This window comes from Metabacillus litoralis, assembly GCF_007994985.1.
Classification (GTDB): Bacteria; Bacillota; Bacilli; order Bacillales; family Bacillaceae; genus Metabacillus; species Metabacillus litoralis.
The window spans coordinates 105,496-119,692 of the sequence record NZ_VOQF01000012.1 but is presented as its reverse complement, the minus strand read 5'-3'; the positions used below and the strand labels follow the sequence as shown (position 1 = coordinate 119,692).

9 protein-coding genes are annotated in these 14,197 nt (G+C 34.6%); 3 read left to right on the top strand and 6 right to left on the bottom strand.

The window, feature by feature from the left end; genetic code table 11:
* Window positions 1–16: 16 nt before the first annotated feature.
* From FS935_RS17860 to FS935_RS17845, 4 genes are all read right to left on the bottom strand, one after another.
* Window positions 17–775 (bottom strand): uracil-DNA glycosylase family protein, encoded by a 759-nt coding sequence (locus FS935_RS17860; protein WP_146950001.1) that lies wholly within the window; start codon window positions 773–775, stop codon window positions 17–19.
* 120 nt (window positions 776–895) lie between these two features.
* Window positions 896–1,816, bottom strand: coding sequence for a glycine betaine ABC transporter substrate-binding protein (locus tag FS935_RS17855; protein ID WP_146950000.1), 921 nt, complete (start codon window positions 1,814–1,816; stop codon window positions 896–898).
* 14 nt (window positions 1,817–1,830) lie between these two features.
* Window positions 1,831–2,481: an ABC transporter permease gene (locus tag FS935_RS17850; protein WP_240050948.1), complete on the bottom strand. Its 651-nt coding sequence runs from the start codon at window positions 2,479–2,481 to the stop codon at window positions 1,831–1,833.
* Between the two features lie 4 nt (window positions 2,482–2,485).
* A complete protein-coding gene (locus FS935_RS17845; RefSeq protein WP_146949999.1) occupies window positions 2,486–3,457 on the bottom strand; it encodes an ABC transporter ATP-binding protein in 972 nt (323 codons plus the stop codon).
* A gap of 198 nt (window positions 3,458–3,655) precedes the next feature.
* On the opposite strand from FS935_RS17845, the gene FS935_RS17840 reads away from it, so the two are divergent.
* Window positions 3,656–4,267: a flavodoxin family protein gene (locus tag FS935_RS17840; protein WP_146949998.1), complete on the top strand. Its 612-nt coding sequence runs from the start codon at window positions 3,656–3,658 to the stop codon at window positions 4,265–4,267.
* Between the two features lie 62 nt (window positions 4,268–4,329).
* On the opposite strand, the gene FS935_RS17835 is transcribed toward FS935_RS17840, so the two are convergent.
* Window positions 4,330–8,679: a bifunctional 2',3'-cyclic-nucleotide 2'-phosphodiesterase/3'-nucleotidase gene (locus FS935_RS17835; protein ID WP_158638642.1), complete on the bottom strand. Its 4,350-nt coding sequence runs from the start codon at window positions 8,677–8,679 to the stop codon at window positions 4,330–4,332.
* A gap of 224 nt (window positions 8,680–8,903) precedes the next feature.
* Window positions 8,904–10,637 (bottom strand): putative bifunctional diguanylate cyclase/phosphodiesterase, encoded by a 1,734-nt coding sequence (locus FS935_RS17830; RefSeq protein WP_146949996.1) that lies wholly within the window; start codon window positions 10,635–10,637, stop codon window positions 8,904–8,906.
* Between the two features lie 177 nt (window positions 10,638–10,814).
* Between FS935_RS17830 and FS935_RS17825 the strand changes: the two genes are divergently transcribed.
* Together FS935_RS17825 and FS935_RS17820 are read left to right on the top strand one after the other, a co-directional pair.
* Window positions 10,815–12,929 carry a methyl-accepting chemotaxis protein gene (locus FS935_RS17825; protein WP_146949995.1) on the top strand — a complete coding sequence of 705 codons (2,115 nt, stop codon included), beginning with the start codon at window positions 10,815–10,817 and terminating at the stop codon, window positions 12,927–12,929.
* A 106-nt stretch (window positions 12,930–13,035) separates the two neighbouring features.
* Complete coding sequence (locus FS935_RS17820; protein ID WP_146949994.1) at window positions 13,036–14,118, top strand: mechanosensitive ion channel family protein; 1,083 nt, start codon at window positions 13,036–13,038, stop codon at window positions 14,116–14,118.
* Window positions 14,119–14,197 lie beyond the last annotated feature (79 nt).

The window sequence follows — 14,197 nt, the reverse complement described above, 5'->3', positions numbered from 1 at the left end:
GACATAAACCATGCATTTATGTGCATGGTTTATTTTTCTCCAACCAATCTTCTACAAGGTTTTTAAGTGTTTGTTTTTGCTCTTCGAATTGCTTCTTTCGATGTCCATTAGCACCTGAAGGATGAGGGAAACCATATAAATAAGTATGCTCTAAGTGCTTACCTCTAGACAGTAGTTGTTTAATCAAATGTTCTACTGTTTTGCCTAGTGGGATGATAAGAGCAGGTGACTGAATTTGCTCTAGTTCTTTTGAAAATTCATGAAAAGCATATGAAGATAATAATGGAGAGCTTATGATACTAGGTTTATGCCCAGTATAATTTTTTTCTTTTAAAAAAACAGGATACTTAATGATTGATGTGGTATGTAATAAATGTCTATGTTCATGAAATAGTGAGCTAGTGCTATATGACTGACTAATTTCATTAATGGAGCATTGATCAAGCATGTCTACTAGATTTTTTTTCATATTTCCAGAAAAACTGGCAGCCATTTTTGCTGCTTTTAATGATTGTTCTATTGAATGGTTATGATTTATGCTTTTGATTAATTGTGTGTATGCTTCTTTCATTTGTACCCAGCCTGGGGTAATACCGACAATCACAATTTTAGCAGATTTGTTTATATATTCATTATGGGGCGAGTAATACATACTTAATTGATCTTCTTTAGCAATTAAAAACTTATCTGTGAGTAGATCATCTTTTGTTAGAGTTTTGGTTGAGTTTAAAGTTAAGATGGAAGGTAGATAGAGGTCCAATTTAGTTTCTAGCAAGTCATTTTCCTCGTGCTTTCAATAAGATTACATTCTTTATTTAGTTTTAGTAAATTCTCCAATCCGTATTCATAAGAAAAAACCAATCAAATTCTGATTGGTCTTTCTATGATGCTTCTATTATTCGTTTATTAACCCTTTTCCTGCAAGAAATTCTCTTGCGACAACTTCAGCTTGTTCTCCGTCTATATCTACTCTAGCGTTCATTTGTTGCATGTCTTCCTCGGAAATTTTCCCAGCTAATCCATTAAGAGCTTCTTCTAGTTCTGGATAATTTTCTAATACTTCCTGTCTGATAACAATAGCTGCGTCATACTTAGGAAAAAAGCCAAGATCATCTGTTGTCGTTTGGATGTTATCACGCTGAATTCTACCATCTGTTGTGAAAGCAGGGATCACATCAACATCTCCACGCTTTAATGCTTGATACATCACATTTGGATCAAAGCTTGCTGTTTCTGAGAATTCTAAACCATAGGCTTCTGAGAAAGCATCATACCCATCACCTTCACGTTCATAAAAGGCATGTGGTGCACCAAAGGAAAGATCTTTGGAAATAGCCGCTATTTCTGAATACGTTTCTGCTTCAAATTCAGCACCTTCTGAATATGCTAATGTGTAATTATTTTCAAAACCTAGTGGCTCTAACCATGTTGCTTGATAATCTTCTTCATAGCCATTTCTCACTCGTTCTAAAATGCTCTCACTAGATTCTCCAGGCTCTGCTTGTTCTTTCAAAACAGCTTCTAATCCTGTACCAGTGTATTCTACATACATATCAATTTCTGCATTTTCAAGTGCTGGTGTTAAAATGGCAACCTCGCCAAGACCATCCTGGAGATCGACTTCATAGTCTGTGTTTTCTTCAATATAAACAGCTAAAACCTCTGATAAAATATATTGCTCTGTCCAGTTTTTACCTGAAACAACAAGAGGTTCCTTTGATGCTGCTGCTTCGTTTTCATTTGAATCTCCGCCACATGCGCTAAGTAGGAGAGATATTGCTGTAAGTATTGCTAATAACTGTATTTTCTTTTTCACTATAAAACGCTCCTTTATTTAGATTTAATTCCTTTAGGTGTTACTTTTTTCTCTACTAGCTTTAAAATATAATCAAAGGCTAGCGCCAGTAATGCGACAGGAATTGCACCTGCTAATACTAGGCTATTGTCCCAAGATTGAAGTCCTCTCCAAATCACGTCTCCTAATCCACCAGCTCCTACAAAGGTTGCAAGAGTAGCAACCCCGACTGTTAAAACTGTTGCTGTTCTAATTCCAGCCATCATAAAGGGTAGTGAAAGTGGTAATTGAATTTTCCAAAGAATTTGCCTTGGTGTCATTCCCATTCCTTCTCCAGCTTCAACAATTCCTTCATCTACTCCAGTGATTCCGGTATATGTATTTCGGAGAATTGGTAATAATGCATAAACAATAAGTGCAACAAGAGCAGTCGGTGTTCCAATACCTAATAGTGGAACAAGAAATCCGAACAACGCAAGACTTGGTATTGTTTGTAGGACAGCTGTTATTCCTATGTAAAATTCAGCAACTTTCTTTTTACGAGAAATATAAATGCCAAGAGGTAATGAAATCGCAACAGCAATAAAGATAGCCAAAAATGATATGTATAAATGCTCAATGGTACTTTCAAAAATAAGCTCTTGTCTTGTGACAATCGTATCGAGAAACATAGAAAAGGCATTCATTAATTCAGACCTCCTCTGGTATTCCGGCTAGTTCATGAAGTAAGTGGTTTTTTTCAATTAATCCAATCGGTTGACCCGCTTGATCACAAAGGATAACAGCGTCTGATTGACTTAACAAAATAACACGAGCTACCTCCTGTAGTGATGTATCTTGTGATAGTTTCGGTACCTCAGTTAGATGTTGATTTTGTACTAAAGGCTTCATAATAGATGAGGCTAAGTATTCTTTCTTATTGTTAGACGCCTGATTAACGCGTTCCTCGCCGATAAACGACCGAACAAAATCATTTGCAGGATGTTGGATAAGGTCTATAGGTGAAGCAATTTGTTGTATTCCCCCATCCTTCATTACAACAATTTCATCAGCAACCTTCAAAGCTTCATCCATGTCATGTGTAACAAAGACGATGGTTTTTTGAATGCTTTTCTGAAGTGACTTTAACTCGTCTTGTAGCTGTTCACGACTAATTGGATCTAGCGCACTAAACGGCTCGTCCATAAGGATAATCGGTGGTTCCCCTGCTAGTGCTCTTATGACACCAACACGTTGCTGTTGTCCTCCACTTAGCTCTAATGGATATCTTTTTTTGTACAAATTCGGCTCAAGCCCTACTAAATCTAGTAGTTCATCAACTCTTTTTTCATAGCTTTCCTTTTTCCAGCCTTTTAATCTAGGAACTAATGAGACATTTTCTTCAATTGTCATATGTGGTAGTAATCCAATTCGTTGAATCACATAGCCAATATTTCTTCGTAGCTCTACATCATTCTCCTCAGAAATATCTTTTCCATCAATTTTGATTGTCCCAGATGTAATTGGGATCAGTTTGTTGATCATCTTCATTGTGGTTGTTTTCCCACAGCCACTTGGACCTATTAACGTAACTAAGTTACCCTTTTCAATTGTTAATGAAACATCATTAACAGCAACAGTATGATCTTCAAACGTTTTTGTTACAGAATTAAAAGTAATCACTTTATACACCTTTCTTTGCAAAGCATGAGGAGTACTACTAGATACATAATCTTGCTAGTGCAATTAATCTTATTTTTTGATACATGTTTTATATTTAGTCATATGAGGAATAGAACACTATACTCAATATTCCTTTTTTCTTATAGGAATAAACCTATTAAATAGATTAATACGCTTACAAATAGAGAGGAGATCATAATGAAAGCATTATACTTGAACACATCATTAAAACAAGGTACGGAAGAATCTAACACAAGCGCACTTATAGAGGAGTCGAGAGAATGGCTTAAAAAAGAAGGGATAGAATCGGAAGAAATAAGAATGGCAGATTATAATATTGCTTTTGGAATGGGCTCTGATCTAGGAGAAGACGATGAGTGGCCTGCTATTTTTGAAAAAGTAAAGAAAGCTAATATTGTTGTGATTGGAACTCCTATATGGCTGGGAGAGAAAAGTAGTATTGCCACTTTAGTTATGGAGAGACTCTATGCATCCAGTTCAGAAGAAAATGATAAAGGACAATCAATCTTCTATAACAAGATAGGCGGAGCTATTATGACTGGTAATGAAGATGGAGCAAAGGATGCTGCTAAATCTATCATATATGGATTACAACATATTGGTTTTACGATTCCTCCAAATGTAGATGCCTATTGGGTAGGAGAGGCAGGCCCTGGTCCTTCATATATTGAAGAGGGCAAAGATAGTGATTTCACCAAGAAAAAATCGAAGACAATGTCTTATAATTTGATCCATTTTGCTAGACTTTTAGACGAACATCCAATTCCGGTAGAAGGAAATAAGCTATAAGATTAATTAATTTTAAAGATATGAAAGAGGCATGCCGATGGTTCGGCATGCCTCTTGATGAATTATTGTATCTTCTTTTTACGTTGAGTGATAAAGACATAGCCCCCAGCTACAAGAGCGGATAATCCTGCTAATAGGATGTTAAAGCTATTTGTTGCTGTATTTGGTAATGATTTACCATCCTTGTCACCATCAGTTTTATCATTTGATTTATCATCTTTGTCAGAGTTGTTATCTCCAGGTGTAGAGCCGTTGTCACCATCGTTATCCTTATCATCTGGGTTATCAGGTTTAGGATCAGTACTAGGAGGAACTTGTGGTTCATTTTCCATCACAGTGTACACACTAAAATGGTTGACGAAAGCATAAACTTCTCCAAACTCACTTTCATAGTAACTTTCTTGTTCTTCCCACTCATTTGATTCTTCATTTAAGTAGAATATACGTGGATCTTTTGCCACTTCAGGATCAACGCCAAATCCAATGGTTACTTCATTACCTTCTTCAAACGTAGTAATAAGGTCTCCGTTTTGTTGAATTGTAAAGTCATAAAGGTTTGTTAGTGTTTTTCCATTAGAGTCTAGCTTATCGATAGTGATTGTTGCATCACCTTCACCAAAATTTGCAACAGGAATGTCTAAATATACATCATCGCGAATCAATTGAATTGAAGAAACATTAAGAGCTTTTAGTTCTGCAATTTGTTCAGCTGTTAAAAATACTTCAACTGTTTCTAAATCCTGAGTTTCCGATAAGTCAATTGGAAATGCACCATTAACAGGGGCCTTTTTAACATCGTCTAACGTAACAGTTACAGTAGTTGTGCTTCCTTCAGTGTTTAACGTTGGCTTGATAGGATCAATAACTTCCATGATTCGCCCTTCAATCTCAGCGTTAACTGTGCCTGCTTTTTCTAAATGACTAGTGAAAACATCATAATCTACTAAGAATAATTCTTTCATTCGCCCTTCATTTTTTGCTTTTTTCATAGATTCATAGCCGTCTCCACCATCAGCCATATAAGCGTTTGTAGCAACTGTGTACGTTTTATTTAAATCAATGTGTTCAAAACCATCTTCTGTTTCTACCATTACATCAAGAATACGTTCGCCTGCTGGTAAACTGCGGTTAAATGAATAGTGTAAGCCAGAAACTTGAGGGAAACGGCCTGCACCTTCTTCAATTTTACTTACACCGTTTTCTAATGATTCAACGATTTCAGCACCTGTTAAATCAAGCGTAACAAGTGTATTACCAAATGGCATTGTTGTTAAAACATCACCTAATGAGATATCACCCTTTTCGATTGAAGCGCGAATTCCGCCACCATTTTGTATGGCAATCGTTGTTGTTTTAATAAATTCTTTTGCTTTTGAAAGCATACCATCTGTAATTAGATTTCCTAAGTTTGTTTCACTATCTCGAACACTGTTACGATCTCCATCAAGAAATACAGAAGACTTTCCAACATTTTGTTGTTTTAACTCTTCTATAGGACCTGAAAGACTATCAAGAAGTGTTGCTGCTTCTTCATCCTCAGCAATAACATAGTTATCATTGCTATCTTTTGCGTTTAAATCTATTAATTCGTCATTCCAAGCTTCAAGTACACCTTCATCATTGAATGAAAGATCAAGACGACCTAAGTAATTGCTATATTCTTGAGCTTGAACAACTAATGTTGGCTCACTATCTTCGTTATATACAGTAGCTTCATCTAATAAAGTATGAGAATGGCCACCAACAATAACATCAATACCGTCAACAGATTCAGCGAGAACTTTATCATATGTGTATCCTAAATGAGTAAGAGCAACAATTTTGTTTACTCCAGCTTCTTTAAGAGCTGAAACAGATTCTTCTGCTTTTTTAAGATAGTTTTCAAAAACAATCTTTTTACCAGGGTTAGCTAGGATAGCTGTTTCTTCTGTTGTTAAGCCGAATACCCCAACTTCTTCACCATCAACTTCTAAAATTGTTGCAGGGTAGATGTTACCACCTTGACCAGGTTGTCCAATTTCATCTTTAAAGAGAGTATTGATTTTTTCGTCTTTACTGTAATCGATATTAGAGCTAATGATTGGGAAGTCAGCTTCCTTAACAAAGTTTGCTAATGTTTCAGTACCTTTGTCAAACTCATGATTTCCAGGAACCATCGCATCATAGCCCATCATGTTCATGAATTGTACATCAGCTAGTCCATTATATTGATTAAAGAAAAGCGTTCCAGAGAAAACATCACCAGCATCAAGAAGAATTGAGTTTTCTACCTGTGAGCGAACATTTTCAACTGCTGTTACACGGCGAGCTACATTCTCTAAATGTGCATGTGTGTCATTTGTATGCATTAATGTTAAGTCAAAATCTGATTCTGGCACTGTTTCAGTTGATGCTAGATCAATTGAGTATTTAGCATAACCAGATTCTAATGTATCAATATATTTAATATTGTTTGTGTCTTGTGTATATTTCTCCCCACCTGGTGCTGAATTAAAAACAACGTTTAAATCAGCATTAATAGGAGAGAATGACCAGTTACTATCTGCTGCTGGATTAATGACTCCGTTATTACGGATATAATCAACTAACACCTGACGATTTTCATCAGGAGATTCAATGACGATGTTATCTCCACCAGGATTTGCAATTGGTGTGAAAGATGCACGGTAGTTATTAGATGCAATAATAAATTCTTGGTTAGGATCAATTGGCTTACCATTGAATTGTAGATTAACAATTCTCTCTGAGTTGTTGATTATATTTTTTCCATCTTTGTCATAACGTGCTGGTTTAGTCACATCGATTTCATATGTAACTCCATCAATAATATCAAAATTATAGCTAGGAAAATCTTTGTTAACCAACTGTTGCTCATCAGTAGATGAAGGATCAATTGTATTAAATTGTCCAGCAGACCACTCTAACCATTCTTTTACTTCAGCGCCTGTTAATTTTACTGCCATAACTGTGTTCGGGTATTTATAAAGAGAGGCTGTATCTTTAATGGCGATATCACCAGCAGGAATCTCCGTATAATCTGCTGAACTGTCACGACCTGATTTAAAAGGTGCAGCAGCAGATAAAACGGGTAGTCCTTCAAATTCAGTACCCTTAATCGCATTTTCGATATATACCTTTTGTGCATCAGCAACAATTTGAACAGAAGGGTCATCTTTTACTTGAGCAAAGTAGCTATAAATATCAGAAGTTGTACTTCCAACAGGACCACTTACATATTCTATTGTTTGTTCGTGATCTTCTTTAACAGCATCAAGTACTTGTTGATCAGCATCAACTAAAGGAGTTTTTGAAGCTTTATCGAAAATTGCTCGATTTGTTGAAATGGAATCAACAACTTTCCAACTACCATTAGCATCTTTTTCAAGAGATAAATCAATAACTCCTAAATGACTGCCCCAGTTCCCTGGCTGTACAGCTGCAACACCGTTAATGGTACCTTTACTGATATCAACATTTGGCATGCCCTCAAAGCTTGTACCTGGAAAAACAGAGTGTGTATGACCTAATAGAATAGCATCAATGCCTTCTACCTGACTTAACTGATAGGATTGATTTTCATCACCCTTTTTATATTCTGTATCTCCTAAACCTGAGTGTGATAATGCAACAATAATATCCGCACCCTCTTGTTTCATTTTAGGAACGAATTTTTCAGCTGTTTCTTTAATATCATGTGTGATAACTTTTCCTTCTAGATGAGTTTTGTCCCACTGTGTTATTTGAGGTGGAGCAAACCCGATCACACCAACTTTAATTGTATGCTGATTTCCAGCAGAATCCGTCACTACTTTATCGATAATTTCATAAGGATCAAAATAATTAACATCATCTGATGGATCATTATTATTATCTTTTTTATAAATATTAGAGTTCACATACTCGAAATTAGCAGATTTAATACTCTTTTCTAAAAAGCTTAACCCATAATTAAATTCATGGTTACCATAAGTGGCAAGATCATAGTTTAATAGATTCATTGCATCGTAAATTTGATTCGTGTCAGTTGCTCCCCATTGCTTTACTTTTGCAATATAATCACCAAGTGGATTACCTTGAAGTAAATCTCCATTATCAAATAATAAACTATTATCTACTTCTTTTCTTGCCTGTTTAATAAGGGTAGCTGTTTTTGCAAAACCGACTGAATTATCTTCTTTAAGAGAATAATAGTCGAAGTTTACCATGTTTGCATGAAGATCAGTTGTTTCCATGATACGAAGCTTAACAGGTGCTGCTGCATTTGTTGTTTCACTTACAGCTGCGTCAGCCCCGGTTCCAGCAGTTGGTGCAGCTTGAGCCAATGAAGGTGCCATAATGCTTAAACTTAAACTTACTGCTAACGTACTATTAAGCATTCGCCTCTTCATATTTCTTCTAATCTTTCTTTTCACATTACTACCGCCTTTCGACATCGAAAATTAGGATACTACTTAATAATAATGTATAAGGCACTTTACAAAGTGTAAAATCATGTTAAGTTTTGGTAAAAAAGGGCAGGTTTTTGTAAATTTATTGTAGATTTTATATAAAGTAGATTATAGAAACTAGAGGATAATATAGTGAGATTGAAAAAGTTCGATTGTTTCATCACAATCGAACTATTCAGAATGAAGTCTTATAATAAATGCTTAGTAACCGAATTTCTTCCCAATAGCCTTGTCACTGCATCTGTTGAAAGAGGGGTAGAAAATAAATAACCTTGTCCTCTTTCACATCCAAGCATCTTTAAAAATTCTAACTGTTTTTCCGTCTCAATGCCTTCAGCAATTAAAGTATAATGCAGATTTTTCCCCATCGTAATAATAGATTGTACGATCATTTTTCCATCTTCATCTAAATTATCAATAAAGGATTTATCTATTTTAATTGTATCAATAGGTAGAAATTTCAAATAACTGAGAGAAGAATACCCTGTTCCAAAATCATCGATAGATATATTTATATGAAGGTTATGTAGTTTATATAAGATATCTAATGATTTATTAAAGTCATATAGGACATTTTCAGTGATTTCAAAATTTAGATATTTAGGGTTTAGCTGTGTTTCTTGTAATATTTCATGCAGATCACGAATAAAGTTTTCGTCATTAAATTGTATTGGTGAAATATTTACTGCAACCTTTGATAAATGAATATCCTGTTTATGCCAGGAATTTATTTGTTCACTCACTGTTTTAAGAATCCATTTCCCAACCTTTCTTATTAAACCAGTTTCCTCAAGAATGGGAATAAATTCATCAGGAGATATATATCCGTATTTAGAGTTTTCCCATCTTAATAGTGCTTCTAATTCAACAATATCTTTATTTTGCAAATCAACAATTGGTTGATAATGAATAAAGAATTCTTCGTTTTCAAGGGCATGTTGTAATTCGTTTTCAAGATTAAATGTTCTTTTGACAGCTGCATTTATAGTAGGGTTATTAAATTGAGCACGATTTCCACCTTGTTGTTTTGCATGATACATTGCAATATCAGCTTGTTGAATAAGTGTTTCAATAAATTCCGCTGTACTACTGTAATTCCTAATGTCATCTGGTGTAGCAAAGCTAATTCCGATACTAGTGGTGACAATAATTTTATGTTTATTTAGTTCAAATGGTTCTATCATTTTCACTAAAACTTTATTAGCTAACTTAATGACTGTTTTTTGGTCAATTTGATCGAAAAGAAGAATAAACTCATCTCCACCTAACCTGGAAACAAAGGCCGTATCACCAAATATATGTTGTAGTCTTTCTGCGACTTTTTCTAATAAACGATCACCAATAGAATGACCAAAGGTATCGTTAATTTTCTTAAACCGGTCTAAATCTATAAATAGTAATGCAAGAGGTTTTTCTCTTTCTTTATAAGATACTATTGTATGGAAATGTTTTTCCATAAGATTACGATTTGGTAGTTTTGTGAGTGAGTCATAATATGCCAGAAATTTAATTTCTTCTTCAAACTCTTTTCGAGAAGTAATCTCATTTCGAATGGAAATATATTGATAAGGTTTGCCATCATCATCTAAAAAAGGAACAATTGTTGTGTCTACCCAATAATAACTCCCATCTTTAGCTTTATTCTTAATTTCCCCATGCCAAGTACGTCCATTGCTAATTGTCTTCCACATGGAATTAAAAAAATCCCTAGAATGATAGCCTGAGTTGATAATTCGGTGATTTTGACCAATAAGTTCAGCATGGCTGTATTGTGATAGAACACAAAACTTTTTGTTGACGTAATTGATATTACCATGATGATCAGTTATCGCAACAATGGAAGCTTCATTTAACGCAAATTCTATATCTTTTAAGTTTTTTAGAGCTAGTTTTAGTTGATCTTCTAAATATGAATGCTTCATACTACCCCCTACAACCTCTTTAGTTAAGGGTAAAATGAATCAGTCGTGAAAGTCAGTGATTTTTCTCACTGTCATATTGAAGTGATTTTGCTATAAATAAAAATAACTAATACTAGTTGATAGAAAACAACATGAAGGTACAGATACCTGTAACCGAGACATTAAAGGAGAAAAACGATGAAGCAATTATTATTTCCAGCGATTAAGTTAATGAACCGATTAACATTTTCTAAGAAGTTTTTATTATTATTTTTAGTGATTTTTCTTACAGTAGGTATGTTAGTAGGAAATGTGATTTTAAAGATTAATAGCGAGCTAGCTTTTGTAAAAAAAGAACAAACAGGAACAGAGCTGCTTTCGGAATTGTATCCACTCATTCAATTAACCCAGAAACATCGCGGACTAACAGTTAACGTGATATCTGGTGATAAAAGTGCCGAATCTGATTTACAAGAAGTGAGAAAACAATTAAACCTTCAGCTTGATAAAGTTCAGAAACAGCTAAAGAAGAAAGAAAACGTAGCACTTCTGCATGTAAATGAAGGCTATAAAGATGTTATTTCTGAATGGAAAACAACAGAGGAAAATACAATTTCTATGTCTGTGAAGGATTCTGTTACACAACATAATCATTTAATAGCGATGATGTTTAGTATGTTGCTAGATATTGCAGATGAGACGAATTTAACGCTAGATTCTGATTTAGTTAATAACCATATAAATAATTTACTTGTAAATACATTGCCACAAATTACAGAATTCATGGGGAAATCAAGAGCTGTGGGAGTGGGGGTAGCAACAAAACAAACCATGACAGAGGATGAGCGTATAGAACTGATCTATTTAATGAAAATGATGGATGAATATATCATAACAGCAGAAAGAACATATGATACAGCCTTTGAATTACAACCAACATTAAAAGATGAAGTTGGTCCTTATGTGAGCAAATCTATTAGTGAAGCGAAAAATATTGTGGAGATCATTAATCAAGATTTATTAGGAGTAACAAATATAACTATTAAACCTAAGGATTATTTTGAAAAAACAACGAACACAATTAATAGTATCTATGAATTACTTGCTTATCAAACAGAAACGTTGAACAAGCTTTTAGACAAAAAGGTAAGCTCATTAAGCTTTGAGAGAGTTATTCTAATTAGCATTGTGGTTTTTGTTATGTTTCTACTAATTTATCTTTTAATGGGATTCTATTTTGGTGTACAAGATCAGGTGAGAAGAATTCAAGAAGCAACAAAGCAGGTTGCCGAGAAGGATTTAACCAAGAATTTGACTGTATCCTCTAAAGATGAGTTTGGTCAAATTTCTCAATCGCTTAACACGATGATTTTTTCTGTTCGAGAAGTTATTAATAGTAGTCAACAAGTATCACAAGAAGTTGCTTCATCAAGTCAGGAGCTACTGGCTATTACTGAAGAGTCAGCTCAAGCTACAAATCAGATTACGTCAGCAGTTGAAGAAGTAGCGATGATTGCTGAGCAACAAAATCAACAATCAAAGGAAAATGTTCAACTTGCAGAACAATTAACACACCAGTTATCAGCTATATCTGCTATTACAGCTGAGGTTTCAGCTAAGTCTACCTTATCAGCAGAAGAAGCAGAATCGGGAAATAAGAATGTAAATGAAACAGTTCTACAAATGAAAGTGATTCAAGATGCAGTAAAGAGAACGTCTGCTGTTATTCAAAGATTAGGAGAAAGATCAAATGAAATTGGTTCGATCCTAGACGCTATTACATCAATTGCTCAGCAAACAAATCTACTAAGCTTAAATGCTGCCATAGAAGCGGCTCGTGCTGGTGAACATGGTAAAGGATTTGCAGTTGTTGCAGGTGAAGTAAAGAAGCTTGCAGAGGAATCATCTTTATCTGCTAACAAAATACGTGAAATAATCGAGGAGATTCAAACAGATACGAAGCAATCAATGGGCTCAATGGATCGTGTTTCCTTAGAAACAAATGAAGGAATGAACTTAGTTGAAAAAACAGGTGTTTCATTTTCACATATCTTTACTAGTACGAAAAAAGTAGCAGACGAAGTTCATGAAGTAGCTAGATCTGCGAAATTAATGCTTTCACAAATAGATCAATTATCAAATTCTATTATGGAAGCTGCGAAGCAATCAGAAGTTACCGAAGATAGTACACAATCTGTTGCTGCTTCTACAGAAGAACAGTTAGCATCGATGGAGGAAATTACGTCTTCAGCCAATGAATTAAGTTCAAGAGCACAGCAGCTGCATGATATTGTAGAGGAATTTAAGTTGTAATACTGATAGTGACTAGAAATGGAAGTTTACAAAAAGGCCTGTGGACAATCCACAGGTTTTTTTCTGATTTAGCTATCGTTTATAATGGAGGTAAGGAGGAGATTTGTTGGAGCTTTTAACGAATACAAACTGGTTAGAACATTTTAATTACAGAGATTTATTTATTATTGTGGCTGTTATCATAGCTATTTTACTTATTCGTACGCTCTTTCTGTGGAGCGCGAAGAAGTTGCCCAAGTACTATGATGCGACAAGGAGTATTGTTAATTGGTTCACTTTTTATGGTTTGATTTTGTTTGTGCTGTCATACTTTTCAAATGCTGATTGGATGTTTATGAATTTATTCACTGTTGGAAAAGTGAAAGTGACACTGTTTTTAATTATTGTAGCAGTCCTTATCATTTCATTAGCAAGTCGCATTTCAAAAATTTTCACAAGCTTTCTGCTACCGACAATCTATAATCGGTATAACTTAGATAAGGGTATGAGATTTACTTTTGATCGAATTATTCATTACTCCATCATGATTATTGCCATAATGATTAGTTTAACAACAGTCGGGATAAATTTAAGTGCTTTGACCGTGTTTGCTGGAATTATCAGTGTTGGTATTGGTTTTGGACTTCAAAATATCGCTTCAAATTTTATATCCGGGATTATCTTATTATTTGAAAGACCGATTAAAGTAGGAGATCGTGTCATTGTTGATGATATTATTGGAGATGTAGAGAAGATTAATATGCGAGCAACCATTATCAAAACACTTAATAACGAGCACATTATCGTGCCAAATTCTTATTTCTTAGAAGAAAAAGTAGTGAACCGATCATTCGCAGATCCGCGATTACGTCTAGTTATACCAATTGGAGTAGCATATGGAACAGATGTAGAAAAGGTACGGGAGTTATTACTACAAGTTGCCGAGCAGGAAAGCGAGGTTTCTCCAGTTGTCTTAAAAACACCAGAGCCATTTGTTAATTTTGTAGGCTTTGGCGAATCATCACTAGATTTCGAACTATTTGTTTGGATTGCTGATCCTAATCAATTTATTGTGATAAAAAGCAATCTTAATTTTAGAATTAACAGCATTCTTACTGAAAATAATATTGAAATTCCATTTCCGCAGAGAGATTTACATATAAAAAGTATGCATCGAACTGTTACTGAAAATTTTGATGCTTATAAATAGTGTATTACCTATAATGAAGCCCTGCTCTCTATTTAAATTGGAGTAGGGCTTTTTTACTCAAATAGTAGCGGATTTTGTC